25 protein-coding genes, 1 tRNA gene and 1 pseudogene are annotated in these 26,391 nt (G+C 64.1%); 19 read left to right on the forward strand and 8 right to left on the reverse strand.

Annotated features, from left to right (window positions below; all coding sequences use genetic code 11):
• Positions 1-311 precede the first annotated feature (311 nt).
• Entirely contained in the window at positions 312-953 is a 642-nt protein-coding gene (locus N826_RS24270) for an exopolysaccharide biosynthesis protein (protein ID WP_052831956.1), read from the reverse strand.
• Positions 954-1,104: 151 nt separating this feature from the next.
• On the opposite strand from N826_RS24270, the gene N826_RS24275 reads away from it, so the two are divergent.
• Both N826_RS24275 and N826_RS24280 read left to right on the forward strand, forming a co-directional pair.
• Entirely contained in the window at positions 1,105-1,884 is a 780-nt protein-coding gene (locus N826_RS24275) for a TerC family protein (protein WP_044433013.1), read from the forward strand.
• 225 nt (positions 1,885-2,109) lie between these two features.
• On the forward strand, positions 2,110-2,553 hold the full coding sequence (locus N826_RS24280) for a hypothetical protein (protein ID WP_044433014.1): 444 nt from the start codon (positions 2,110-2,112) through the stop codon (positions 2,551-2,553).
• Between the two features lie 126 nt (positions 2,554-2,679).
• Here the strand turns inward: N826_RS24280 and N826_RS24285 are convergent, their stop codons facing one another.
• Complete coding sequence (locus tag N826_RS24285) at positions 2,680-3,984, reverse strand: hemolysin family protein (RefSeq protein WP_044433015.1); 1,305 nt, start codon at positions 3,982-3,984, stop codon at positions 2,680-2,682.
• A 548-nt stretch (positions 3,985-4,532) separates the two neighbouring features.
• On the opposite strand from N826_RS24285, the gene N826_RS45990 reads away from it, so the two are divergent.
• Entirely contained in the window at positions 4,533-4,643 is a 111-nt protein-coding gene (locus N826_RS45990) for a c-type cytochrome (RefSeq protein WP_373866622.1), read from the forward strand.
• 79 nt (positions 4,644-4,722) lie between these two features.
• Positions 4,723-4,929 (forward strand): annotated as a pseudogene (locus N826_RS45400) (hypothetical protein); the annotation flags it as partial.
• 33 nt (positions 4,930-4,962) lie between these two features.
• On the opposite strand, the gene N826_RS24290 reads toward N826_RS45400, so the two are convergent.
• Both N826_RS24290 and N826_RS24295 read right to left on the reverse strand, forming a co-directional pair.
• A complete protein-coding gene (locus N826_RS24290; protein WP_147040211.1) occupies positions 4,963-5,256 on the reverse strand; it encodes a hypothetical protein in 294 nt (97 codons plus the stop codon).
• A 79-nt stretch (positions 5,257-5,335) separates the two neighbouring features.
• Positions 5,336-5,764, reverse strand: coding sequence for a hypothetical protein (locus tag N826_RS24295; protein WP_147040209.1), 429 nt, complete (start codon positions 5,762-5,764; stop codon positions 5,336-5,338).
• A gap of 288 nt (positions 5,765-6,052) precedes the next feature.
• Between N826_RS24295 and N826_RS24300 the strand changes: the two genes are divergently transcribed.
• Together N826_RS24300 and N826_RS24305 are read left to right on the forward strand one after the other, a co-directional pair.
• Positions 6,053-6,337, forward strand: coding sequence for a helix-turn-helix transcriptional regulator (locus N826_RS24300; protein WP_044433018.1), 285 nt, complete (start codon positions 6,053-6,055; stop codon positions 6,335-6,337).
• Positions 6,324-7,649 carry a type II toxin-antitoxin system HipA family toxin gene (locus N826_RS24305; protein WP_211099372.1) on the forward strand — a complete coding sequence of 442 codons (1,326 nt, stop codon included), beginning with the start codon at positions 6,324-6,326 and terminating at the stop codon, positions 7,647-7,649. Before N826_RS24300 ends, N826_RS24305 begins: the two co-directional genes overlap by 14 nt.
• 211 nt (positions 7,650-7,860) lie before the next feature.
• On the opposite strand, the gene N826_RS24310 is transcribed toward N826_RS24305, so the two are convergent.
• A tRNA-Val gene (locus N826_RS24310) sits at positions 7,861-7,935 on the reverse strand.
• 197 nt (positions 7,936-8,132) lie between these two features.
• Here N826_RS24310 and N826_RS24315 point away from each other — a divergent pair.
• From N826_RS24315 to N826_RS24340, 5 genes are all read left to right on the forward strand, one after another.
• Positions 8,133-9,017 (forward strand): N-formylglutamate amidohydrolase, encoded by an 885-nt coding sequence (locus N826_RS24315; RefSeq protein WP_044433019.1) that lies wholly within the window; start codon positions 8,133-8,135, stop codon positions 9,015-9,017.
• A gap of 675 nt (positions 9,018-9,692) precedes the next feature.
• On the forward strand, positions 9,693-10,472 hold the full coding sequence (gene otsB / locus N826_RS24325) for a trehalose-phosphatase (protein WP_044433021.1): 780 nt from the start codon (positions 9,693-9,695) through the stop codon (positions 10,470-10,472).
• Positions 10,473-10,476: 4 nt separating this feature from the next.
• Positions 10,477-12,297, forward strand: coding sequence for a glycoside hydrolase family 15 protein (locus N826_RS24330; protein WP_044433022.1), 1,821 nt, complete (start codon positions 10,477-10,479; stop codon positions 12,295-12,297).
• Entirely contained in the window at positions 12,294-13,691 is a 1,398-nt protein-coding gene (gene otsA, locus N826_RS24335; protein WP_044433023.1) for an alpha,alpha-trehalose-phosphate synthase (UDP-forming), read from the forward strand. Before N826_RS24330 ends, otsA begins: the two co-directional genes overlap by 4 nt.
• A 40-nt stretch (positions 13,692-13,731) precedes the next feature.
• Positions 13,732-14,688 (forward strand): glucokinase, encoded by a 957-nt coding sequence (locus N826_RS24340; RefSeq protein ID WP_044433024.1) that lies wholly within the window; start codon positions 13,732-13,734, stop codon positions 14,686-14,688.
• Between the two features lies 1 nt (position 14,689).
• Here the strand turns inward: N826_RS24340 and N826_RS24345 are convergent, their stop codons facing one another.
• The 3 genes from N826_RS24345 to N826_RS24355 form a co-directional block, all read right to left on the reverse strand.
• The gene (locus tag N826_RS24345; protein WP_147040205.1) at positions 14,690-16,330 is read right to left on the reverse strand and encodes a glycosyltransferase family 39 protein; all 1,641 of its coding nucleotides are present in this window, start codon (positions 16,328-16,330) and stop codon (positions 14,690-14,692) included.
• 14 nt (positions 16,331-16,344) lie between these two features.
• On the reverse strand, positions 16,345-17,418 hold the full coding sequence (locus tag N826_RS24350; protein ID WP_084721141.1) for a glycosyltransferase family 2 protein: 1,074 nt from the start codon (positions 17,416-17,418) through the stop codon (positions 16,345-16,347).
• Positions 17,419-17,580: 162 nt separating this feature from the next.
• Positions 17,581-18,267 (reverse strand): acyltransferase, encoded by a 687-nt coding sequence (locus tag N826_RS24355; protein ID WP_052831957.1) that lies wholly within the window; start codon positions 18,265-18,267, stop codon positions 17,581-17,583.
• A gap of 137 nt (positions 18,268-18,404) precedes the next feature.
• Here N826_RS24355 and N826_RS24360 point away from each other — a divergent pair, with 137 nt between their 5' ends.
• The 8 genes from N826_RS24360 to N826_RS24395 all read left to right on the forward strand — a co-directional run bounded on the left by N826_RS24360 (position 18,405) and on the right by N826_RS24395 (position 26,321).
• Positions 18,405-19,109 carry a B3/B4 domain-containing protein gene (locus N826_RS24360; RefSeq protein WP_052831959.1) on the forward strand — a complete coding sequence of 235 codons (705 nt, stop codon included), beginning with the start codon at positions 18,405-18,407 and terminating at the stop codon, positions 19,107-19,109.
• Between the two features lie 260 nt (positions 19,110-19,369).
• Complete coding sequence (locus tag N826_RS24365; RefSeq protein ID WP_052831961.1) at positions 19,370-20,092, forward strand: thermostable hemolysin; 723 nt, start codon at positions 19,370-19,372, stop codon at positions 20,090-20,092.
• Positions 20,089-21,501 carry an AMP-binding protein gene (locus tag N826_RS24370; RefSeq protein ID WP_044433093.1) on the forward strand — a complete coding sequence of 471 codons (1,413 nt, stop codon included), beginning with the start codon at positions 20,089-20,091 and terminating at the stop codon, positions 21,499-21,501. The genes N826_RS24365 and N826_RS24370 overlap by 4 nt, the downstream gene beginning before the upstream one ends.
• Entirely contained in the window at positions 21,488-22,162 is a 675-nt protein-coding gene (locus N826_RS24375) for an iron-containing redox enzyme family protein (RefSeq protein ID WP_044433025.1), read from the forward strand. The genes N826_RS24370 and N826_RS24375 overlap by 14 nt, the downstream gene beginning before the upstream one ends.
• Positions 22,159-22,914 (forward strand): SDR family NAD(P)-dependent oxidoreductase, encoded by a 756-nt coding sequence (locus N826_RS24380; protein WP_044433026.1) that lies wholly within the window; start codon positions 22,159-22,161, stop codon positions 22,912-22,914. The genes N826_RS24375 and N826_RS24380 overlap by 4 nt, the downstream gene beginning before the upstream one ends.
• A gap of 24 nt (positions 22,915-22,938) precedes the next feature.
• Positions 22,939-23,667 carry a tetratricopeptide repeat protein gene (locus N826_RS24385; RefSeq protein ID WP_211099373.1) on the forward strand — a complete coding sequence of 243 codons (729 nt, stop codon included), beginning with the start codon at positions 22,939-22,941 and terminating at the stop codon, positions 23,665-23,667.
• A 200-nt stretch (positions 23,668-23,867) separates the two neighbouring features.
• Positions 23,868-24,956, forward strand: coding sequence for an alpha/beta fold hydrolase (locus N826_RS24390; RefSeq protein ID WP_211099374.1), 1,089 nt, complete (start codon positions 23,868-23,870; stop codon positions 24,954-24,956).
• Positions 24,957-25,076: 120 nt separating this feature from the next.
• On the forward strand, positions 25,077-26,321 hold the full coding sequence (locus N826_RS24395; protein WP_044433027.1) for an MFS transporter: 1,245 nt from the start codon (positions 25,077-25,079) through the stop codon (positions 26,319-26,321).
• Positions 26,322-26,391: the final 70 nt, after the last annotated feature.

Consider the following 26,391-nt stretch of genomic DNA (forward strand, 5'->3'; position numbering starts at 1 on the left):
TCGTCGAAGGCCGCGCTGTCCACGGCCCGCCCGAAGGCGCCGGACCGGTCCGGGTACTGGTTGAACATGTCTGATTACCTGCTTTGTTTCAGCCCTGATTGAACGTGCAAGCCGGAGTCCATCAGGGAGCGCGCGTGGCGGGGCATTGGCGTGGCAAACGCTTGATCCTGTCTCTAGGGCGGTGCGTCATGGTCATCGCATTCCCTGCATATTTTCGCGACAGGCCGCTTTAATCCCGGAAAACGGAAAAAACTCATGCGGCCTGAAGACCTTTGCCGCGATGGCAAAGCCCGGAGCTTCAGCAAGCGCGATTAGACAGCCCCAAGGTTGCCGATGGTTTCCACCATGAAGTCCGCGGCCAGCACGATGGCTGCCGCCATGCCGGTCACCACAGCCGCGCTGGCGGCGAGCGCCCCGGCGACGATGAACCCGTCGCGCTGGAGCATGCCGAAGGCGAGGGCGACGACGCAGACCGCCGGGGGCAGGTTGCCCAGCGGGATCGGCAGCGCGATGACCAGGGCCAGGATCAGGCACATCAAGCCGAGCGCCCGGCTGGCTCCGGCCAGCCCCACCCAGCGCGGGCGTGAGAACCGTTCGATCCGGCGGAAGACGGGAACCGCCTTGGTGACGACCATTCTGAACACCGAAGCGCTGACCGACCGGCGCCGGACCCATTCCGGCAGCCGGGATTCGGTACCGAGAATGGCTACCTGCGCCGATATCAGCATGAGCGGCAAACCGATGATGGCCGACATTCCGGCGACCGGCAGCGGCAGCGCCTCGGGCAGCGCGAACAGGAGAAGCGCCAGCGCATAAGCCCTGGACCCGGCGGCATCCATGATCTCGCCTACGGTTACCCTCTCGCCATTCAGGTTGGCCAGTAATTGCGCGAGGATTGTCGATGTCGGCTGGTCCGAAGCCGGCTCGGCGGTTTCGGCTGCGATCTGGTACATGGCGATCTTCTGCTGAATGAGGCGGTGGATCCGAGCGCCTGCGGCGGCCCACTGTCGGAAACGCGAACAGTTAAGGCGGCCTGATACTGGTGCAATGCCACGATCCGCCCAACTAGCCGCCCATTGGAAATAACCACCGGAGATAACCCCCGTGACGGACTACCTGTTATCCCTGGCTGCGGACCCCGCGGCCTGGGTTGCTCTGGCGACGCTGATCGCGATGGAGGTGGTGCTCGGCATCGACAACCTTATCTTCATCTCGATCCTGACCAACAAATTGCCGGAGCATCAGCGCGAAAGAGCCCGTCGTATCGGCATCGGCGCCGCCATGCTGTTGCGCCTCGGCTTGCTGGGAACGATCGCCATCATCGTCCAGTTGACCGATCCGGTGTTCACCGCCTTCGGCCACGGCTTCTCGTGGCGCGACCTGATCCTGATCGCGGGTGGTCTGTTCCTGGTCTGGAAAGCGACCAAGGAGATCCACCACAACGTCGATCCCGATCCGGGTCCGGATATGTTCGACAACAAGGGTGCGGGGCAGCTTGGTTTTGCCGCCGCGATCGGACAGATCCTGCTGCTCGACCTGGTCTTCTCCGTGGACAGCATCATCACTGCGGTCGGCATGACCGAGCACATCCCGATCATGGTCATCGCGGTCGTGGTCACCGTGGCCGTGATGCTGCTCGCCGCCACGCCGCTCGCCAATTTCATCTCCGCCAACCCAACCATCGTCATGCTGGCCCTGGGATTCCTGCTGATGATCGGCATGACGCTGATCGCCGAGGGGTTCGGCGCCCATGTGCCCAAAGGCTACATCTACGCCGCCATGGCTTTCTCCGCCCTGATCGAAGGGTTGAACATGCTGACCCGGCGCGCCGGCCAAAGAAAGAAGGCCGCAATGGCCCAACCGTCGGATCCGGCAAGCGGCTGAACTTCACCACCGGGACTGGGGAACCCGGTCCCGACTCGACTTGCGGCCGGCATCATGCGGGTGGAATATCGAGGTCGGCTTGAGGCAACGCCGATATCGGCAGCCGTCGAATACCCTCGAAAACTCGCCCTGTGACCGCATGTAGAGAGCATTGGGCAGGAACGACATGAGCAACTCCGTCGTTACGCTCCCGCAACGGAAAATATCAAAGGACCGAGTAGTCCCATGGCTGATCAAAGAACACTCAGCGTCGAATCCGAGCGATCCGTGAAGGAAGCCATCGCCGCCCTGACGGAACGTTTCGACGAACTGGCGCGGCAACTCCAGAATACAGCTGGAAATGCAGCCGAAGCTGCATCCGACACCGTCAAGGACGGGCGCACGATCGCCAGGGATGTCGGCAACGACGTAAGCAGGCAAGGACGCCATATCGTTGAAGACGTCAAGGAAACGGTTGCCCGGAACTGGGAAGACGGCTCGCGCGGTATCGCCCGTCAGGTGGACGAGGGTAGCCGTCAAGTGAGAGAGGCGGTCAGGGATGGCTACCGGGAGGTACGGCACCATGGTCGGAAGGGTGTCGAAAACGTCAGCGGCAGGATCGAGGATAAACCGATCGGCAGCGTGCTCATCGCCCTCGGCGTCGGCTTCCTGATCGGCAAGTTGATGTAGATAATTCTACTTGCGGCCACTGCGGCCAAACCTTGTCGAGGAGGCCGATCCCATTGCCGGATCGGCCTCGCCGCCCAATACTCGGCGGTGGAGCAGGTCATGGAGATGGCTAGCCGAGATCCTTCATCATTCGACGATTTCCTCGACCTCCGGCGCACGCGGCACGACCAGGATCTTGTCGATCCGGCGTCCGTCCATGTCCACGACCTCGAAGCGGACACCCTGATGCTCGAAGGCTTCTCCGGCATTGGGGACATGCCCGATGCCGTGGAGAACGAAGCCGGCGATCGTGTGGTAATCGCCGATCTCATTCAGGCCGCGCAGGCCGACCACGTCCTCGAACTCGTCGACCGGCATGGAGCCGTTGACCAGCCAGGAACCGTCGTCGCGCTGGACCGCATCCATTTCCTCATCCTCGCCCGGCTCGGGCAGGTCGCCGGCTATTGTCTCCAGGATGTCGGTGATGGTGACGAGACCTTCGACGCTGCCATACTCGTCCACCACGATCGCCATGTGCAGACCGGACTTCTTCATCATGTCGAGCAGCTTCAGGATCGGCGTGCCGTCATGGACCACCAGCGGCTTGGCCGCCACTCCGGCGAGATCCATGACCTTGCCCTGGAAGGCGAGTTCGAGCAGGTCCTTGTTGTGGAGGATGCCGACGACCTCGTCCAGTTCGCCCCGGCAGACCGGAAAGCGCGAGTGACCGGAGGTGCGGATCTCATTGATCACGACTTCCTGGCTGTCGCCGACGTCGAGCCAGACGACGTCCGGACGCGGGGTCATGATCGTCCGAACCGTCCGGTCGGCCAGGCGCAGCACGCCGTCGATCATTTCCTTCTCGCGCGGATCGAAGACGCCGGTCTCGGTTCCCTCGCTGATCATGGATCGGATCTCCTCCTCGGTCACGGTTTCCTCCCGAACGCCCTGGAGGCCGAGCAGCCGCAGCAGGAGATCGGTCGTCGTTCCGAGTAGCCAGACGAACGGCGCCGTGATGCGCGACAGGGTCTTCATGGGGCCGGCGACGATCGAGGCGGTGCGCTCGGGCGCCCGCAGCGCGATGCGCTTGGGGATGAGTTCGCCGAGCACGATCGACAGGTAGGTGATCGCGACGATCACGGCGACGTAGCCGCCCGCTTCTCCGTAACCGCCGAAAATAGGGAAGCTGTCCAGCCAAGTCCCGAACCGCTGGCCGAGAGTGGCGCCGCCATAGGCGCCCGCAATCACGCCGACCATGGTGATGCCGATCTGAACCGTGCTGAGGAACCGGCTCGGATCGTCGATCAGGCGCAATGCGGCGCGGGCGCCACGGACGCCCTGATCGGCCATGCCCTGAAGCCTGGCCTTGCGGGATGACACCACGGCCAGTTCCGACATGGCGAACACGCCGTTCAGCAACGTCAGCGCGACGATGATGACGATCTCAAACATTGGATCTGGTTCCTGTGGGTTTGCAGATGGGCGAATAGCGCCTTCCATGCCGCCGGCTGGATGTCTGCAGCCGGGAGCGTTGGACCCTGGTGATGTGCCTGTGGCGATAAAGGCCTGAAACAGGAGCGCTTGCAACATGCCAGGTGGGAGATGCTGGTGACCAGCTCATCGCTGTCAAACTGACGGCTTTGAGCAGGACGCGCTTACGCTTCGTGCGGGATGTCAAATGCTGCAGAGCACGCAATCCCTGACGGCGACTGGGCGGCAAATCAAGGCCGCTGATGCATTCGTTCATCTTGATCCCGGCCGTCAGGCTCGGGAATTCTCCAACTTGGTTGCATCGGCGGACATAATGTCAAATGGCCGGCGCATTCAGCAAGATCTCGTTTCAAGCCGAGCGGAGACTGGCAAACCGCAGGTATCCGTGGTCTGGGGATGCGGCATCGAACTATGATGTGGATGGGAAGAGCCGCACCAGCGCTCCTCGCCGTCCGAGGCGCACCTGCCTGGATCTAATGCCGGGCGGCGATTAGGCCGATGCCGCCCATTTGGCGCTGGGCAAGGCCATCCATGCCGGCAACTGCATGTCTTGCCACGGAACCGACCTGGAGGGTCAGCCCGACTGGCAGTCGAGAAAGCCCGACGAATCAATGCCATAGGCATTGATTGAAAGGGAGCGTTGTTCGATGAGGCAATACGTGCGTGCCTTTTCGTCCGGTCGGCTGTGCCCATATCCTGAGTCCAGACCTCAATCCGATCGAAATGGCCTTTGCCAAGCTCAAGGCTCATCTCCGACGCATCGGCGCCCGCACCATCGAGGAACTCTGGAAGGCCGTCGGATCGATCTGCGACCTGTACACTCCAGGCGAGTGCTGGAATTATCTTAGACACGCCGCATATGCGTCAGATCAAAGGCTCAAAGCTCTAGAGCCCGGCTTGGCCTAGCCTGGCCGAACTAGCCCGAACATTGAAAACCCGTCAATGCGGCTGCGCGATCACGAGGTCAATCCCCATGTCGATGCGCGCGATCTCCTGGGCAACCAGAACGTCGAGAATCGCCTGCTCGCGAACAGGCTGCAAACCTAAACCATCTGCGGCAAGCGGCGGCAGCGCCTGCCGCAACCTGCTGGCAACGGCATTCTCCTCCTGTCGCCAGACCGGCGACGCGGCTTTGAGCACGGCCTGACGGACCTCCTGCGCTGTGGCTTCGAAATCCCGGACGTTCTTGTCGTTGAACTTGCGAGTCAGGTTTCTGGTCACACTCTCAAACATCTCGGCCTCGATCCGCCGGGGCTCCGAACAGAAATACCCGTAGGGCAAGCCGGGCTTGTACGCGATCGTATGGACCTCGTCATCCGGAAGCGGACCGATCCTCTGCGGGAGAGAACAGAATTGAACGGCTCACTACGCTCGCCGTGTTGTAAGCGCTATTGAATGCCGGAGAGTCGCGCAGGCATGGTGCCGCATAGAACACTTGGCCCGGATATCGCCCCTCCCAGTCAATGAGCAGCCGATGCTGATCCGACACATCCTGGCGCATGAGCGCAATCCTGAAGAACTCAAGCGTCAGACCGGGACACTTGCCGTTGGCGATCTCAGAGGCGCTGGCGCGGGTCATGATCTCCGGGAGCTTGTACTGAAAGAAAAGTGGCACCGCGGGGAAGTTGATCTGAACGTCATAGCCCAGCGTCGCCTCCTGCACGAGGTTGGGAAAGATCGGCGCGCCGACGGGGGCCGGGGCCAAACCACGAATCAGATTTTCCGTGAAGGCATAGGCCAAAGGAAAATTCTGTATGCCCAACCTTCATAACAGCTCAATCCCTCTTTCACTCTATCGCGTCAACTGCCGCGTCCAGCACTCGGATATCGGCATGATGTACACAATTATGTACACGAAACACTTTTGTGACCAATTCAGTGGACAAAACTTGACCAAACGTTAATTTCATGGCACAATGTACAAAATTCTGGACTTGAAGAGATTTCATGTCCACTTAAATGAACAAATCCGGCAATAACCGTGCCCCGTCAGAGAAGCTACTCCAGAGTCACGCACCAAGCGCTCGCCATGCTCGGCAAGCTGATCCGCGTCGGCCGGGCCGAGCGCGGCATGACTGCGCAGGAACTGGCGGACCGCGCCGGCATAAGCCGTACAACGCTCTCCAGCATCGAAAAGGGCACGCCGAGCCCTGAGATCGGCATCGTCTTCGAGGTTGCTTCGATCGTCGGCGTGCGCCTGTTCGACTATGACGAGCGCACTCTCCAGATGCACAATGCCCACCTTGACGAAAAACTGGCCCTGCTGCCCAAGAGCGTCCGCCACACGGTGAAGGAGGTCGATGATAATTTCTAAGGCGGACGCTACTAAAGCCTTTGTCTGGACGTGGCTGCCGGGGGCAACGGAACCGGTGGTGGCTGGCCGCCTCGACCAGGATAGGGAGCGCCTGCTCTTTACCTATGGCGCCAGCTACCGCCGCCGGAACAACGCCATCTCCATCTATGAGCCGGAGCTGCCGCTTCAGAAAGGAGTCATCGCGCCTATTGACGGCCTGCGGATCGCGAGTTGCATTCGCGACGGCTCGCCGGATGCTTGGGGTCGCCGGGTCATCATCAACAGGCTGACGGGCAAAAAGCCCGACGCTGCCGACATGCCCGAGATAAGCGAGCTGACCTTCCTTCTCCAGTCAGGGTCCGACCGGATTGGCGCCCTCGATTTTCAGGCATCGGCCACAGAGTATGTCCCCCGCCTTGCCGCACAAGCATCGCTGGACGAACTGATGGAAGCAGCCGCCTTTATCGAAAAAGGCGTCCCTCTGCCCCCGGCGCTCGATCAGGCTCTCAATCATGGCACGTCGATCGGCGGCGCGCGTCCCAAGGCGCTTATCGATGACGGCGCGAAGAAATTCATCGCCAAATTCACAGCAACCAACGACTCTTACAGCGTCGTGAAGGCCGAATTCATCGCGATGAAGCTGGCACGCGCCTGCGGACTCAACGCAGCGTCCGTGTCGATGACCCGTGCCGCCCATAAGGATGTGCTGCTTATCGAACGCTTCGACCGCACGCACACAAGGGATGGCTGGACGCGCCACGCCATGGTCTCAGCCCTGACCATGCTGGGCCTTGATGAGATGATGGCTCGCTATGCCTCCTACGAAGACTTGGCCGAACTCATCCGCCACCGCTTCACCGATTCAAAGAACACGCTCAAAGATCTCTATAGGCGGATTTGTTTCAACGTGCTGTGCGGCAATACCGACGACCATGCCCGCAACCATGCAGCTTTCTGGGACGGCAGGATGCTGACGCTGACGCCCGCCTATGACATCTGCCCGCAAAGCCGCCCAGGCAACGAAGCCACGCAGGCCATGCTGATCAAGGGCAATGGCCGCGCCAGCACGCTCGCCACAGTACTCGCCGCCGCGCCGGATTATCACCTGAAAGAGGCGGAAGCCGCCGCACTGATCGAACACCAGATCAAGACCATCGCCGAACACTGGCAACAGGTCTGCGACGAAGCAGACCTGAGCCCAGTCGACCGCAAGCTGTTCGCCGGGCGCCAGTTTCTCAACAGCTACGCTCTCGAAGGCCTCGATAGCCACAAGGCGCTGCGGGATGCATTCCGTGGCGTACACGCCACGCTGCTCGCGAGCGGAGGCGTCTGAAACTGGCAGCGCCAAAGCAGCTCAGAAAACGCGCATGGTCGGAAGCCGTCATGAATTACGGGCTAGGTGTGTAGTGGCGGAACCTTCTTTGGGTTCACCAACGGCCGGAGGACCGATCCGATAAGTTGCTAGCCAGTTGCTAGGCCGACCCGCTGCCGCGAAGGTCCGTTGCAGCGGACCTGTCAAGTCTTTGATTTTGCTTTAAAAAGGATGGTGGGCGTGACAGGGATTGAACCTGTGACCCCTACGATGTCAACGTAGTGCTCTCCCGCTGAGCTACACGCCCATCCCAGAATTTTGCGGGGCGCTTGGTGCCCCGCTGCGGTGGACGGGTGATTAGCAAACCGTGCGGCGGGTGGCAACCCCCAGATTCACGAAAAAGCAAAAACTTTTGGCACTCCATGGAGGGAGCGCTGTGTCCATGTGGCGTGTTCACTATCGCCAGATGACAGAACGACCTGATTCGGCTACACAAGATTGGCCATGGATCGATATTTCGACGCCGAAGCCGACCGGACCCAGGTCTTCGAGATCCTGGCCCCACCGGTACAGACGCTGCCGCTGGTATTGGCCTCGCCGCATAGCGGCACGGCATACCCGCCGGATTTCCTGGCCTCATCCAAGCTGGACGCCTTCTCGCTCCGCAAGTCGGAGGACAGCTTCGTCGACGAGATCTTCATGGCGGCCCCGAAGCTTGGGGCACCGCTGATACGGGCGTTGTTTCCGCGCGCCTTCCTCGATGCCAACCGGGAAGCGTTCGAACTGGACCCCGACATGTTCGCCGACGCCCTTCCAGCCTATGTCAACACCCGCTCGCCAAGGGTCGCGGCCGGCCTGGGCACCATCGCCAAGGTCGTCGCCAATGGGGAGGAGATCTATCGCGGCAAGCTGCGGTTCGCCGAAGCCCTGGGGCGTGTCAACCGGTTCTACCACCCCTACCATGCGGCCCTGAAGCGCCTGGTCGACCAGACGCGCCACCGCTTCGGCTACTGCCTGCTGATCGATTGCCATTCGATGCCGTCGAGCGGAAATCCGCCGGAAACGGCGTCCTCGCGGTCGAAGGTCGATTTCGTGCTGGGCGACTGCTACGGCAGCGCATGCTCGCCCATCGTGATGGAAACGGCGGAGCGAACGCTGAGGCAGCAAGGCTATATCGTCATCCGCAACACGCCCTATGCCGGCGGCTTCACGACCCGGCACTACGGCCGGCCCCGCATGGGCGTCCAGTGCCTTCAGATCGAGATCAACCGTGCTCTCTACATGGAAGAGCGGACCATCACGAAGAAGCCCTATATCGGCGAACTCGCCAGCCACATGGAAGAGCTTGTCGGCGCCCTGTCGCGCATCCGCACTCCCCTCTCCGAATAGTCGGCCAACCTGGCAGCCTAATCTGACCGCCAGACGTAATCGGCTGTACCGGCCTGCCGTTCAGACAAAAAAAGGCCGTGGCGAAAGCCACGGCCCGAGTCTAGGGAGGAAACGCCCAAGAAGTGCGTTACAGGATCGACCGCATCGGAGACGCCACCGATCCCGCACTGCACAATATGCCGATGAGGCAATCGGAAATCAAGAGAAAAAAGAATCCCTCATTGTCGCAACCGCTTAGCCAATAGTAGTCATCAGCAACTATCAGCAGTCTGAACCATTTATGCTGCATCGCAGCATTGGATTGGGTGACATGCCCGCGGCTGGAAAGCCGCTTCCGGCGCGGAAACCGGGTCTTTGCGCCGGCCAGAAGGAGGCCCTTGCCGGGGTGCCGTGTTCCGAGGATTCGGAAATCAAAGGTATGACCACTTTGCATGTCCTCAAGGGTGCGGTGCGAAAAATCCGACTGTTTGCGGTGCGGCAGGACGCCTCACCTTCCGGCTGCCGAACCTCGCTCGATCCATGGCCAAGCCACCGCTGGGCACAGGCTCAGCATTTTCTTAGGTCCCGCGGCGGCCCGCCCAGCCTTTTCATGCGTTTAGCTTGGTGTCGATGGATCGGGCGGGCCGCAAGCCCATTCCGGTCCGTCCTCTCCGGTTCGATAGTACAGGCCTCAGCATGACCATCAACGTCCCTCCCCCAGCGACCGATCTGCCGCAGCCGTCGCCGGACTGGGCGCTCTTCCTGGATTTCGACGGCACGCTGGTGGAGATCGCCGACCAGCCGGACGGTGTCGAGGTAGCCCCGGAACTGCCCGGCCTGCTGCTCCGCCTGCACAAGGCGCTCGGGGGAGCCGTGGCGCTGGTGAGCGGACGCGGCCTGGACGACATCGACAGCATGCTGGGAACGCCGAAATTGGCGGCGGCCGGCCAGCACGGCCTGGAACGGCGCGACCCGACCGGCCGGCGGATCACCGCGACGATCGACCGCGGCGCTCTCGACGAGATCGTCGGCAGCCTCCGCCCCTTCGTGGCGGACCATCCCGGCACCCGGCTGGAGCCGAAAGGCATGACGGTGGCTCTCCACTACCGGAATGCGCCGGAAGCGGAGGGCGATGCCCGGGCCATCGTGGCAAGGCTGATGGAGCGCCACGGCGCCGGCTTCCACGTCCAGGAAGGCAAGATGGTGCTGGAGGTGAAGCCGAAGGGCTCGACCAAGGGGACCGTGGTCGAGCAGTTCCTGACCGAACCGCCCTTCGCCGGCCGCACGCCCGTCTTCATCGGCGACGACGTGACCGACGAGGATGGCTTCCGCGTTGTCAACCGGCACGGCGGACTCTCCATCCAGGTGGGAACGCGGCTGCCGACCGATGCCACCTGCCGCATCGCCTCGGTCGGCGATCTCCACCGCTGGCTCTCCCGAATGGCCGACGGTCTGGACGGCAAGGCGGGTGCCTGACGCGATGAGCGATCTCAACCTTGCCCTGATCGGCAACGGCAGCTTCACGGCCTTGCTCGACCAACGGGCGCGCATCGTCTGGTCATGCCTGCCCCGCCCGGACGGCGATCCGGTCTTCTGCAGCCTGCTGAACGGCGGCAACGGGCACGCGGAGCCCGAATCCGGCTTCTACGAGATCGAACTGCTGGGCTGCGCCGGCGCCGACCAGCGTTACCTGCCCAATTCGGCCGTCGTCGAAACGATCCTTCATGACGGCAATGGTTCCGCCATCGAAATCATCGATTTCGCGCCGCGCCACCGCCATCACGGCCGGTCGTACCGCCCGACCACGATCATCCGCCAGATCCGCAACCTGCGCGGCACGCCGCGCATCGTCATCCGCGTCCGCCCCAGTTTCGCCTATGGTTCGGTCACGCCGACCCTCACGCGCGGCAGCAACCATATCCGCTACGTCTCCGCCGACAAGGTGCTGCGGCTGACGACCGATGCGCCGATCGCCTATGTGCTGGACGAGACGCCGTTCGTCCTGGACGACCCGGTGACGCTGCTGCTCGGTCCCGATGAGCCGTTGCGTGCTCCGGTGGACGAGAGCGGCCGTAACCTGCTCAACCTGACGCGCGACTACTGGCGGGAGTTCTCGCGCTCGCTCGCCTTGCCGTTCGAGTGGCAGGAAGCCGTGATCCGCGCCGCCATCACCCTGAAAATGTGCACCTTCGAGGAGACGGGGGCGGTCATCGCGGCGGTCACCACCTCGATCCCCGAGGCGCCGGGCACGGCGCGCAACTGGGACTACCGGTTCTGCTGGGTGCGCGACGCCTACTTCGTAATCCAGGCGCTCAACAGCCTCGGCGCCACGACCACGATGGAAGACTATCTCCACTACATCACCAACATCGTGGCCGGAGCCGGCAAGGGAGCGTTACAGCCGGTCTACGGCATCGCCCAGGAAATGAAGCTGGTCGAGCGCGTCGCCGCCGGCCTTGCGGGCTATCGGGGCATGGGGCCGGTCCGGATCGGCAACGAAGCCTATGCCCAGATCCAGAACGACAGCTACGGCGCCGTGGTCCTGGCCTCCGCCCAGGCCTTCTTCGACCAGCGGCTGGTCCGTCCCGGCGGGGCCGACCTGTTCCACCGGCTGGAGCGTCTGGGCGAGCAGGCGATCCTGCTTTACGACAAGCCCGATGCCGGTTTGTGGGAACTGCGCACGACCGAGCACATCCACACCTTCTCGTCCGTGATGTGCTGGGCCGCCTGCGACCGGCTCGCCCGCATCTCGGTCCAGCTCCGCCTGGACGAACGGGCCGAGTACTGGAGCGGCCATGCTGAAAGGATCCGGGAAACCGTCCTGTCGCGCGCCTGGAATCCCGAACTCAACAGCTTCGTCGATGCCTATCGCACGGATGACAACCCCGGCGGCGAGCCGGTCGGCAAGATCGACGCCAGCCTGCTGCTGATGCACGAGCTGCGCTTCATCAAGCCGCACGATCCCCGCTTCCTCGGCACGCTGGCCGCGATCGAGAAGACGCTGAAGCGCGGCACCATGCTGTACCGCTACGTCCACAAGGACGACTTCGGCTATCCCGAGACCGCCTTCACGATCTGCACCTTCTGGTACATCGACGCGCTCGCCGCGATCGGGCGGAAGGACGAGGCGAGATCGCTGTTCGAGCGGATGCTGACCTACCGGAACCATGTCGGACTGCTGTCCGAAGACATCGACCCGGCCACCGGCGAGCTATGGGGCAACTTCCCCCAGACCTACTCGATGGTCGGACTGATCAACTCGGCCATGAGGCTGAGCAAACCTTGGGAGGAAGCGTTTTGAGCAGACTGGTCGTTGTGTCGAACCGGGTCGCGCCGATCGACGAGGGCAAGCAGTCGGCCGGCGGCCTTGCGGTCGCCGTCCTGGCGGCCCTCAAGAAGACAGGCGGGATCTGGTTCGGCTGGAGCGGCGATGTCGTCGCGGCCCCGCCTTCGGCGCCCAGCCTGACCCCCGTCGGCAAGCTGACCTACGCGACGCTGGATCTGGCCAAGCGTGACTACGAGGAATACTACAACGGCTACGCCAACTCGACATTGTGGCCGCTGTTCCATTTTCGTCTGGGCCTGACCAACTTCAACCGGCGCAACTATGCGGGATATCAGCGGGTCAACGCCCTGTTCGCCTCCAAGCTGGCGCCGCTGCTCCAGCCCGACGACATGGTCTGGGTCCACGACTACCACCTGATCCCATTCGGCGAGCAGTTGCGGCTGATCGGGATGGGCCACCGGATGGGCTTCTTCCTCCATACCCCCTTCCCGGCCCCCGAACTGCTGGTGGCGCTGCCCAACCACGCCGACATCGTGCGGGCGCTGTGCGCCTATGACGTGGTCGGCTTCCACACGACGACCGACCTGCGCTGCTTCATCAACTATATCCGATTCGAGGCGCGCGGCACGGTGACCGAGCGGCCGGACGGCGAAGGCTATTTCATCAACGCCTTCGGCCGCACCCTGGTCGCCCGCTCCTTCCCCATCAGCATCGATACCGAACCGCTGGTGACCCTGGCCAAGCAGGCGGCGCGGACCCGGCAGACCGAACGGCTGCGGGAAAGCCTGGTCGGCCGCGACCTGATCATCGGCGTCGACCGGCTCGACTATTCCAAGGGTCTGCCCCAGCGGTTCGAGTCGTTCCACTGCCTGCTGGAGAACTACCCGGCCAACCGGGGCCATGTCTCCTTCCTCCAGATAGCGCCGCCGTCGCGCTCGGACGTGCCGGAATACATCGCGATCCGGAAGGAGCTGGAAACGCTGAGCGGCCATATCAACGGCCGCTTCGCGGAGTTCGACTGGGTGCCGATCCGCTATCTCAACAAGAGCTTCACCCGCCGCTCGCTGGCCGGTTTCTTCCGCGTCAGCGCGGTGGGACTGGTGACGCCGCTGCGCGACGGCATGAACCTGGTCGCCAAGGAATACGTCGCCTGCCAGGACCCGGAAGACCCCGGCGTCCTGGTGCTGTCACGATTCGCTGGGGCGGCGGAGGAACTGGGCGATGCCCTGATCGTCAATCCTTACGATATCGAGTCGGTCGCCGACGCGCTTCAGCGTGCCCTGACCATGCCGCTGGACGAGCGCAAGGCGCGATACAACGCCATGATGGAGGTTCTGCGCCGCAACGATATCTCGGTATGGCGAGAGAATTTCGTGACCGCGCTGGCGGGTGCGCCGTACGATAGCTGAGGACCGCGCAACAGGAAGCTCAACCGCAAGGAATGGCAGCATGACCGGAACACGCTCCCTCGTGGCGGATATCGGCGCCACCAACGCCCGCTTCGGGCTGCTGGACGCGTCGGGCCGCCTGCTCCATACCAGGACACTGCCCTGCACCGGCCATACGACCCTAGAGGAGGCGGCGCGGGCCTATCTGGAGCTGGCGCAACCCGACGATCATCCGGTCGAAGGCGCCATCGCCATCGCCGGCCCCATCACCGGCGATCTCCTGACGATGACCAACCATCCCTGGACCTTTTCGGTCAGGGGAACCCGCGACTCGCTGGGGCTGGAGCGGCTGGTGGTGGTCAACGACTTCACCGCCGCCGCCATGGCGATCCCGCTGCTGACCGAAGCCGATCGCCTCAAGGTAGGCGACGGTGAGTCGGTCGCCGGTGAAGTGATCGGCGTGATCGGCCCCGGCACCGGGCTGGGTGTCTCGGGTCTCGTCCACGGCGCCGCCGGCTGGACCGCCCTTGCCGGCGAGGGCGGGCACACCACCATGGCGGCAGTGGACGACCGGGAAAGCGCCGTCCTGTCGCTGCTCCGCCGGCAGTTCAGCCATGTCTCGGCCGAACGCGTGATCTCCGGCCAAGGGCTGGTGAACCTCTACGCCGCGCTGACCCGGCTGGAAGGCCGCGAGCCCCGGTCCGTCACTCCGGCGGATGTCGCGACGCACGGAGTGGACGGCAGCGATTCGGCCTGCGCCGAGGCGCTGGGGATGTTCTGCGCCATGCTCGGCACGGTCGCCGGCAATCTGGCGCTGACGCTGGGTGCCCGGGGCGGCGTCTATATCGCGGGCGGCATCGTGCCCCGTCTGGGCGATTTCTTTGCCCGCTCGGCGTTTCGCGACCGTTTCGTGGAGAAAGGCCGGCTGTGCGACTATCTAGGCCCGATCCCGACCTATGTCGTGACCCACGAACTGCCGGCCTTCCTCGGGCTGAAGGCCGTTCTGGACCAGGGATGACCTATTCTCGCAGATCCTTGACCACCGCAAGCACGACGCCGAATCGTTGCACGTCCGCAACGACCTGACCGAACATGGTGAAATTGCAGCCCGCCTGGGTCCAGGACACCAGGAAGTCGGCCTTTTCCGGCTCGCTCACCAGATGGAACTGACGGGGCAGGAAATACATCACGGAAGTCGGGTGACCGCAGACGAAGATGTTGACGGGATCGGGGCCTAGCCGGCCGCCGCGCTCGTTCGCTACGTACTCTTGCAGTTCGTCCGCCGCCTTGTGCAGCGCCGCCCCCCAGTAATCCAGCTCGTAGTGCCACTCCGCCCCGGCGATGCCGCCGACCAGACGGTTGTAGTAAATGTATTCGTACGGATGCAGCATCGCCATGACCCAGAACTGCGCCACGACGGCGGCGGTGAAGGGCAGCGCCAGCAGGCGGGCGCGAATCCTGGACCGGTTGTCGGCCACCGCGGCCCAGAGCCGGTCGAAGCCGACCGCCGCCAGCACGGCCATCGGCGGCAGCACGAACAGGAAGTGCCGGAAGCCGTTGTAGATGACGGGATGGGTGATCAGGACGTAGACGACGGGAAAAAGCGCCGCCAGGGCCACCAGCGCCACCTGGACCCGGCGGACCCGATCCACCATCAGAGGAGGCCGAATCACGGCGCGGACGCCGAACCAGCCGGCCAGCCCCAGCCCTGCCAGCACGAGTTCCGGCAGTTGCAGCGCCAGCATGGTCGGCAGATACGTCACCGGCAGGTCGTCGGCGGAGATCCACCGGCCGCCGTAAAGCACCTCGTTCGGCCACGGGAAAGCCGAGAACTTCAGGAATGCCCGGACCGGGTTCAGCAGGTCCAGATGCGCCCAGGGCCAGATCAGGACCATCACCGCCCAGGCGACCGGCAGGGCCGGCAGCAGCCGCAAGGCCACGGAGAACGTCTGCCGGGCGATCGCGCCGAAGTCCCGGCGGTCCTCCGCCTCGCTCCACAGCCAGCCCAGCACGGCCAGCCCCAGGAAGAACACGGCGAGGATACCGCCGATCCGGGTGCCGAGCGTCAGGCCCAGGACGGCGCCGTACCCCGCCACCAAGCCCCAGCGCGGACGCGGCAACTCGCCGATGATCCGGGCGGACAGGTGGACGCACCAAATCATTCCGCAGGCGAAAGGAACGTCTTTGGGGTTCGAGAACATATGGCCGTAATAGGCCGGCAGCAGCGCCAGCAGCAGCACCGCGAAGAACCCGGTTCGCTCGCCGCCCAGCAGCCGCGCCAGCCGCCATGCCCCCGTCATGCCGAGCAGCCCGATCATCCCCCCCAGCAGATGCCGAGTCTCATAAGGACCATAGGGCGATACCCGCTCCAGCAGCGCGCCCGCCATGTCGAAGCCGCCGCCGTAAAGGTACAGGTTATCGAAGCCGAAGGCCGACAGGTCGGTCAGACCGGAAGCGTAATAATTCAGCAGCAGCAATCCATACTGCCGCTGCACCTCCTCGTCCCAGATGATTCCGTATTCCGGGAAGGACAGGACGATCAGGACGCCGATAGAGAGCAGCAATCTAAGCGAAAGGTCGTAGAAAAGGCTATGCGGCAGCACTCCTGCAACCAGCCTGTCCAGACCGGCGTCGGGGTATCTTGGGTCGATAACGGTCATGCGGGGATCGTCCGTCAGGCCTCGTTGCGCCACGCGACGGCCTGATCCGTCCCGCGTCGCATATTGACCGGAGCGGCCGCCGGGGCCGAGGCCCCGTGGACGGAGCGCACGATGAACAGAGGCCGGCCTTTCACCTCGTCGAAGACCCGGCCCAGATAATCGCCGATGATGCCGAGGGTCAGCAGTTGGACTCCGCCCAGGAAGAGCACGGTGACGATGATCGATTCATAGCCGGGGACATCGACGCCGTAGACGGCGGTCCGCATCAGGCGGATGACGATGTAGCAGAAGGCCAATGCCGACACGGCGCCGCCGACCAGGCTCCAGACCCGCAGCGGGAAGGTCGAAAAGGCCGTCAGTCCGACCAGCGAGAAGCGCAGCAGCTTGAAGAAGCCCCACTTGGTGTCGCCGCTCGCCCGTTCGCCCTGGACATATGGGATGGTCGTCTGGCGGAACCCGACCCAGGCGAAGATGCCCTTCATGAAGCGGGTTCGTTCCGGCATGCGGTTGATGACGTCGACGACGATCCGGTCGAGCAGCCGGAAGTCACCGGCCTCACGCGGCAGCGGCACTTCGGACATTCGGTCGAACAGCCAGTAGAAGATTCTGGCGCCAAGCCGGTTGCCGGTCGACTGTCCCGTCCGCGCCTGCCGGATCGCGATCACCACGTCGAAGCCTTCCCGCCATCTGGCGACGAGATCGGGCAGCAGTTCCGGCGGATGCTGGAGATCCGCATCCATCGGGATCACCGCGTCGCCCTCGGCTGTGGAAAGGCCGGCCGACAGCGCCGCTTCCTTGCCGAAGTTGCGCGACAGGTCGACCACCCGCACGCGCGGCTCCCGCGCATGGACCGCAACCAGCTTGTCCAAGGTATCGTCGCTGCTGCCGTCATTGACGCAGACCACTTCCCAGTCCATCGGCAGGGTGTCGAGCACCGGGAACAGCCGGGCGAACAGCGGCTCGATGTTGGCGGACTCGTTGTAGCAGGGAATGACGACCGACAGCAGCTTGCGGGCGCCGTGGTCGGGCTGGACCGGACGCGGCTCGAATTGCGCTACGACCGACGACACTGTGTCCTGAGACGACATGTTCTCGAATGCCCCTCGGGCAGGCCGCCGTTGACTGGGCGGAATCCGTGCCGCAAGTTGGTTACAGTAATACCGATGGGTTCTATAACACGGAAAAACGTCCCAAAGCCATACGGCTGATTGATAGATTTAACCGAAACTAATATCTTCAGGTTACCCTGATTAAGCCATGGATTTGCCTTTTTCTTCCTGGTGAATTGCATTCGCGCCGATTGCTGCATTGCCGCTGCCGGCAAGTTCGGCAGTGTGTGCCGGTATTGGCCGGATGACTCGCGCGGGATTGCCGCCCACCACGTACCCGCTCTCGACCGGCGCCGTCACTACCGCTCCGGACGCGACGATGCAGCGGTCCCCGACATCGGCCATGACGATGGCTCCCTCCCCGATCCAGGTATTACGCCCGATCGTCACCAGTGCCGCGCGGTCCCGGCTGAACGGGATCAGGCTGCCATCAGGCCTATGGGCATGCTGGTTCCTGCCGCTCAGGATGCTGACGCGGGTGGCGATCAGCGACCCGTCGCCGATCACCGCATCGCCGATCACCGACAGCGGCCCGATATAGACACGGGCGCCGATCCGGGCGTGGCGGCTGGAAAACCAACTCAGGAAGCCGATCTCGCAGTCGGCCGCGCAGCCATCCAGCGTCAGCCGCCCGAATGCCCGCCGCAGCCAGTTGCCGGGCAGCCCTGGGACCAGGGAAAAGGCCTGCCCGAACAAGACGAACAGGTCGCCCCGCTCGCTGAAGCGCGCCTCCACCCGGCAAAGACCGGCCGGCACCGCCGCGATCAACAGGCAAACGGCGTCGGCTGCGGCCTTGATCAAGGCCTTGGGATTGAAGGAACCTGCCATGCCCGGTGTTGGAGCATGGAGCGGGGACCGGGGCAATGGACCAAAACGGGTAGCCGGAAAGCTCAACATGTGACGCGCTTGCATTCCACGGCATCTCGCGATACGCCGGAAAGAAGGATGAAGGGAGAAACGCAGGCATGGCGGCGGGTAAGGAATTCGACTTCCATTTCGATGAGGCCCTGCGCAAGCGCGGCGTGACCGGCGCCTACTCCCTGCTGTTGGGCGCCGACCAGGGCAGGACGCCGCCGGAGGAGATATCCTCCTTCGTCGATGGAGTGGTGGCGGGAGTGCGGCAGAGGGCCGTCCGCGACCTGATCGCGTCGGACCCCGTCTACGCCGGCTTCCGCGAGCTTCACAAGACCTTCGAGGTGCCGACCCGCAAGCTGTTCTCCGCCTCCGAGACGCTGATCCGCTACGTCGAGAAGCGCGGCGATATCCCGCGCATCGGCCCGCTGGTCGACGTCTACAATGCCGTCTCGCTCGAAACGAAGCTGTCGCTGGGCGCCCACGATTTGGCTGCCGTCGCGGGCGGCATCTCCGTCCGCCTGACCACGGGAGCCGAGCGCTACCACCCGGTCGGAGCCGCCGAGCCCGAGCCGGTGCGGCCCGGCGAGTACGGCTATATCGACGGTGACGGTACCGGCAGCCCCGAGGTGATCTGCCGGCTGGAGGTCCGCCAGTCGGAAAAGACCAAGGTCACCCCCGCCACCCGCGACGTCTTCCTGATCGTCCAGGGCAACGCCGCCACCTCGCCGGCCGACGTCCAGGCCGGCCACGACCGGCTGACCGGCCTGCTCCAGCGCTTCTTCGGCGGAGAGGTGGTTTCCCTGCACCGTCCCTAACGCGGACGCGGGATGCTCTTCGACCTGCTGGAAGTACCGCAAGCACCGGGATGACAGTCCCGGACGCCGGCGCAGCTCCCGTCGTCATGGCCTTCCTTCGTGATCCCATGCGGCGGCAAGTCCCGGCCCAGTTCAGACCGGAATACCCTGTCCGCCTACCGCCGGAAAAATCTATCGCGTCATCCGTCAGTCGCCCGGTGCCTGTCAGCTTGCCGTCAGCTTGGCATGCATAATCGTCTCCATCACAGGAGACACTGCCCATGCTGCAAATCGAACTGAGGCATGACGCCAGTCCTTGTTTCGGCTGGCTCCATTTCAACCGCGAACAACTGCTTCCCCTGATCGGCGAAGCGGTGCCGTCGCTGATCACCTTCACCGAACACGACATGCAGGAACGGCTTCGGGTGGAAGCCTTCATCCGGGACACTTATGCCAAGACCTACCGGGCAGAGATCATCGTCAGCTATCCCATATTGATGAGCGTGCGCGATGCCGACGGACGCCTTCTCGCGGCGATGGGCATTCAAGACGTGCTGCGGGGCGGCTTCTTCCTGGAACGATATCTCGATGAACCCCTGGAGATCGCCATCGGACAGGCTGCCGGCCGAACCGCCGACCGGCTGAAAATTCTGGAGGTCGGCAATCTCGCTTCCCAGAGCAGCGGCGCCGCCAAGTTCCTGTTCCTGGCTTTCCATGCCGTCGCCGCGGCGCGCGACTATGACTGGGTCGCGGTGACCGCCACGGCCGTCCTGCATCGCTATTTCAATTCGCTCGGAATCGAAACGCGCAAGCTGGCCGATGCGACGTCCGACCGCATGGGCGATACTTCGTCCAAATGGGGCACATACTACGAAATGCGCCCACGCGTGCTGGCAAACACGATCCCCCAGGGGCTGAAGGCGCTGCTCGACCACTTCAAGGCGGAATATACCGACGTGCATGGCCTTCGCCTGGCGCTGCACGACCTTCCGTGCCGCGCATGAGCGGCCTGCTCGACATCATCGGCTCGCATCCCGCGTCCAGGCCGGCGCTGGAAGGCATGGGCATGCTGCTGGGCTATGGCGAGTTGTGCGAGCAGGTCAAGCGGAAGGCGGACAGCCTGCGCGGCCTGCATGCCCGGACCGGCGGCGTCATGGCGATAACCATGATCGATTCGCCTGCCTGGATCGTGACCCAGCTGGGATGTTTGCTAGCCGAGGTTCCGCTGCTCCCCATCCCCCCGTTCTTCACGGAAGCGCAGCGCCGTCACGCCCTGCAGGATGCAGGCGCGGCCTGGCTTTTGGACGATGGACAAGCCGCACCTGTCGCCACCGGCATCTCGCCTCGGCCCTTTCCGGCTGGAACATCCCTGATCACCTATACGTCCGGCAGCACGCGCACGCCCAAGGGAGTCTGCCTCGGCGCCGATCACCTGGAAACCGTGGCGTCGTCGCTGGTCGAACTGCTGGGCGCCCAGGCGGGCAAGCACCGCACGCTGCTGCCCCTGGCCGTCCTGCTGGAGAATATCGCCGGCGTCCATGTCTCGCTGCTGGCCGGAGCCTGCTGCCATGTGGCGCCGGTGGCGCAGGACGGCCCCTCCATCTGGCAGGCGCTGGAGTCCTCGCAAGCCACGACCTGCATCCTGGTGCCGGAGATGCTGAAGCGGCTGCTTTCGGTCCGGAAGCCTCTGCCGCATCTGCGCTTCGCCGCCGTGGGAGGCGCCAAGGTGGCGCCTGCCCTGCTGGAGGAAGCGCATGCGCGCGGCATACCGGTGTTCGAAGGCTACGGCCTGAGCGAAGCCGGTTCGGTCATCGCGGTGAACACGCCGGAGGCTTCACGCCGTGGCAGCGTGGGACGGCTGCTGCCGCATGTGCGGCTCCATCCGGCCTCGGACGGCGAGATCATGATCGAGCATCCGCGCATGCTCGGCTATCTCGGAGCGGAAGGGTCTGGCGAAGCCGGTTGCGTGCCGAACCCCTACCCGACCGGCGACCTCGGCCGGATAGACGGCGACGGTTTCCTGTACCTGACCGGCCGCGCCAAGAACGTGCTGATCACCGGCTTCGGCCGCAACGTATTCCCGGAATGGGTGGAGAGCGAACTGCTGGCCGAGCCGGCGATCGCGCAGGCGATGGTGTTTGGAGACGGCGAAGCAGCACTGATGGCCGTGATCGTCGCCCGGTCCGCCGCCGAGGCCGGTCGGGCGGTCGAACAGGCCAATCTTCGCTTGCCGGATTATGCGCGCGTAGGACGCTGGCTTCTGGCCGACGAGCCTTTCACGCCGCAAAACGGCCAGTTGACCGGCACGGGCAGGCCCAAACGCGACGCCATCGCCGCCCGCTACCAATCCCGCTTCCCGAACGAAGCCAAACTCACGAATGAAACAGGAGACCGTCGGCATGGCGTTCTTTGATGACCTCACCGCCGCTACGACCGAAGAGCGGATGGCGCTTTATGCCGTGCCCCTGATCCGGGACGGCGTTCACGGCAACATCGGCCGCGAGACCTACATCGCCTACCTCACCCAGGCCTATCATCACGTCAAGCACACCGTGCCGCTGCTGATGACCGCCGCGTCCCGCTTGCCGGATGAGAAGAACTGGATACGCAAGGCCTATGCCGAGTACATCGAGGAGGAAATCGGCCACGAGGAATGGATCCTGGGCGACATCGCCAAATCAGGCGGCGATGCCGAGGCGGCTGCGTCTTCCAATCCCAACGCCGCCACCGAACTGATGGTCGCCTTCGCCTACGACATGGTCAGCCGGCGCAACCCGGTCGCGTTCCTTGGGATGGTGTTCGTCCTGGAGGGCACCTCGATCAACCTGGCGACCCAGGCGGCCGATGCCATCCGCCAGTCGCTAGGCCTGCCGGTCGAGGCCTTCAGCTACCTGCTCAGCCACGGCAGCCTGGACGTCAAGCACATGGCCTTCTTCGAGGAGCTGGTGAACCGCGTCGACGATCCGATCGACCGGGCGGCCATCGTCCACATGGCGAAAATGATGTTCAAGCTGTTCGCCGATGTCTTCCGCTCCATACCGCACGATGCCGGCGCGCTGGGGAGGGCGGCATGAACGTCCAGGGCCGCACCGTTGCGATAACCGGCGCCACCGGGGGTATCGGGCGCGAGCTATGCTCCATGCTGGTCGAGCAGGGAGCCTCGGTGCTGGCGCTCTGCCGTTCGCAGGCGCCGCTGGGCACCACTCATCTGCCGTGCGATCTTTCGACCGTCGAAGGATGCGACGATGCCGCGTCGCGGCTTGCCGCTGCCGCTCCGGACGTGCTGATCCATCTCGCGGGTCTGCAATATGCCGGGCCGGCGGAAGGGCAGGACGCCGCGTCTCTGGCAGCACTCCTGCACGTCAACCTCTACGCGCCGATGCGGCTGTCGCAGGCGGTCCTGCCGCATTTCAGGAAAAGCACGGGTGCGCTGGTGTTCGTCAGTTCCAGCTTCGGCGCAATCCCCTTCCCGCATTTCTCGGCTTATTCCGCGACCAAGGCCGGCATCCAGGCTTATGCCGAAGCGCTGCGCCGCGAACTGCCGCCGGAGGTGGTGCCGGTGATCCATATAGCGCCGCGCGGCGTGGACACGGCGATGAACGGAACGGCCGCGCGCGAGATCATGAAGCTGTCGGGTTCCAGGATGGACTCCCCCAGGGCCGTCGCCGGTCACATCCTTCAAGCCCTGCGGCGGGAGACACCCGAAACCTATATCGGCTTCCCGGAATCGCTGTTCGTACGTCTCAACGCCCTGCTGCCGCGCGTCGTCGACCGCGCCTTGCGCAAGAACGTCCCGGCGGCGCGCGCCCTCTTTACCAACCCATGATCATGCGGTCTGGAGAATAGCATCATGAAACTGGGATATTTCGCCGTCGCCCTGCTGCTTTCAACCGCCGTGCAGGCACAGGCTCAGACGCAGGATCACCAGCGGCGTCCCGCGACCCTGGCGGCGATGCCCGCTGCACCTGCGCCCGCACCAGCACCAGTGCCCGCCGTATCGCCGGACATGCAGGCCTTGGACGGCCTTCAGGACGAATGGGCGCGGATCAAATACCGGACGCCCGATCAGTCCGCGCAGGAGCGTGCGATCGAGCAGTTGAGCCAGCGGGCGGCGGAGACCGCCAAAGCCTACCCGTCCTCGCCCGAGATCAAGGTTTGGCAGGCGATCATCATTGCCACCAGAGCAAGCATAAACGGCGGCGTCGGTGCGCTTAGCGACGCCAAGCAGGCCAAGGCCCTGCTGGAACAGGTGGAGGGTGCCGCGCCCGACGTGCTGAACGGATCAGTCTACACCAGTCTTGCCTCGCTCTATTACAAGGTCCCCGGCTGGCCGATCGGGTTCGGCAACAATGAAAAGGCGGAAGCTTACCTGAAGAAGGCGCTGAGCGTGAACCCGGAGGGTATCGACCCGAACTTCTTCTATGGCGACTACGAGTACGAACAGGGCCAGTACGACCTTGCCCGCCAATACCTGAAGAAGGCAATGGCGGCACCCGCCCGTCCGGGTCGGGAACTCGCCGATACGGGCCGCCGCAAGGAAGCACAGGACCTGCTGGAGAAGATGGCCGGGAAATATTAGCTACGTCGTGTCGGCTCCGCCGTAAGGAACGGGTCGGCGCGATCTTCCGCTGCATGACTGAATATGCCCAAGACAGGGTCGATCACGTGATCGTGAGCGCGCCTTGTGCAGCTTCCCGCATGCAGCGATGATGCTCCCTTGCGGGGACGGGCTTCGCCATGTCCCTCCCCGCATCATAAAAAAATAAGGGAGGACACCCCATGCGGGTCCTGAGATCGTTGATGCATGCCGCCGCCGGAGCGGCGCTGTCGCTTGCCGTCTTCGCCGCCGATGCCGGTGCTGCGGATTATCCCGCGCCGAAGGAAGGTACCTTCGTCGCCAAGGACTTCCGGTTCCATACCGGTGACGTCCTGCCGGAACTGCGCCTGCACTACCGGACGGTCGGGGAACCGTCCGGCGAGCCGGTCGTGATGCTGCACGGCACGGGAGGGTCCGGGGCCAGCATGCTGACGCCCGACTTTGCCGGAGAACTGTTCGGCGAAGGTCAGCCCCTGGATGCCAAGAAGTATTTCATCATCCTGCCGGACGCCCTCGGCCACGGCAAATCGACCAAGCCGTCCGACGGTCTGCGGGCGAAGTTCCCCAAATACAGTTCCGAAGACATGGTCGATGCACAGCATCGGCTTCTCACCGAAGGTCTCAAGCTGAACCACGTGCATCTCGTCATGGGCAACTCGATGGGCGGCATGCACACCTGGATCTGGGGCGGCAAGTATCCCGACTACATGGACGCGCTGGTTCCGATGGCCTCGCAGCCGACCGAGATGGCGGCCCGCAACTGGATGCTGCGCCGCCTGATGGTCGAGATGATCCGCCAGGACCCCGGCTACAAGGACGGCGACTACACCGAGCAGCCGAACGCCATGAGACTGGCCAACGTCTTCTACGCCACGGCCACCAGCGGCGGCACGCTGGCGTACCAGAAGCTGGCCCCGACCCGCGAAAAGGCGGACAAGATGATCGAAGATCGCTTGGCGGTGAAGTTTAACGCCGACGCCAACGACTTCATCTACGCGTGGGAGTCCTCGGGCGAATACAACCCGACGCCGCTGCTGGACCGCATCAAGGCCCCGCTGCTGTTCATCAACGCCGCCGACGACGAGCGCAACCCGCCGGAAACGGGCGTTACGGAAGCGGCGATGAAGCACGTGAAGAACGGCCGCCTGTTCCTGATCCCCGCCAGCGAAGACACGCGCGGCCACGGCACGACGGCAATGGCGAAGTTCTACACGAAGGAACTGCAAGCGTTCCTGCAATCGGTATCTAAGGTGAAATCAAGCTCCAACTAGCGGAGATCGACTGCCGGACCAATTGCCGGATCGAAGCGGCGCCGCCGCCTCGTCCGGCGCATGGCAGATCGCGCGGTTCCGTCGGTTGACAGGATTTCTCCCCAGGCGCAGAGAAGTTGAATGATCCAGCGCGCCCCCCTCATCACACCCGTCCTCCTCGCCGGCAGCCTCGTGGTGCTGGTGGGCTTCGCCATCCGCGCCTCCTTCGGCGTCTTCCAGCTTCCCATCGCCATGGAGTTCAACTGGCCGCGGGCAGAGTTCTCCCTCGCCATCGCGATCCAGAACCTGGCCTGGGGCTTCGGCCAGCCGCTGTTCGGCGCCGTCGCCGAGAAGATCGGGGACCGCAAGGCCATCGTCATCGGGGCGGTGGCCTATGCGCTGGGCCTCGTGCTGTCGGCGGGCGCTACGCTGCCGATCCAGCACCACCTGTATGAAGTGCTGGTCGGGCTGGGCATCGCGGGCACGGGATTCGGCGTGGTCCTGGCCGTCGTGGGCAGGGCCTCGTCCGACGAGAACCGCTCCATGTCGCTCGCCATCGTGACCGCCGCCGGGTCCGCCGGGCAGGTGTTGGGGCCGCCGCTGGCCGAAGGGCTGCTGGCGCTCATGCCGTGGCAAGGCGTGTTCCTGGCCTTTGCGGCGCTGATCCTGGCGGTGCTTGCGGTGCTGCCCTGGATGCGCTCGCCCGTCCCCGCTTCCAGGGCGGAGCTTCAGGAAAGCATGGGGACGGTAGTGCTTGGCGCGCTGCGCGACCCCAGCTTCGCGCTGATCTTCTTAGGCTTCTTCTCCTGCGGCTATCAGCTTGCCTTCATCACGGCGCACTTTCCGGCTTTCGTGGCCGAGGTCTGTGGACCGATCATGCTCGGCAGCGTGCTGCATTCGATGGGAATCACGACGACCGGTGCCCTGGGCGCCGTCGCGATCTCGATCATCGGCCTCGGCAACATCGCGGGTACGCTGGCGGCGGGCTGGGCCGGCAAGCGCTATACCAAGAAATACCTGCTGGCAGGGGTCTACACCGGGCGCACCCTGATCGCGGCCTGGTTCATCCTGACGCCGATGACGCCGACCACCGTGCTGGTGTTCTCGGCCTTGATGGGCAGCCTATGGCTCGCCACCGTGCCCCTCACGTCGGGCCTAGTGGCGCACCTCTACGGCCTGCGCTACATGGGCACGCTCTACGGCATCATCTTCCTGAGCCATCAGTTGGGAAGCTTCATGGGCGTCTGGCTCGGCGGACGGCTCTACGACGCCTACGGCAGCTACGACGGCGTATGGTGGATCGGCGTCGGCATCGGCGCCTTCAGCGCGCTCATCCACCTGCCAATCCGGGAAACCGCGCGACCGCTGGCGGTGGCGCCGGCTTAGGAGATGCCGCTGGTGTTTCTTCTCACCCTAACTCAATGCACCTCCTTAGGCAAAAACTGAGAAGATCCGC

It is taken from the genome of Skermanella aerolata KACC 11604 (assembly GCF_000936425.1).
GTDB classification, from domain to species: Bacteria; Pseudomonadota; Alphaproteobacteria; order Azospirillales; family Azospirillaceae; genus Skermanella; species Skermanella aerolata.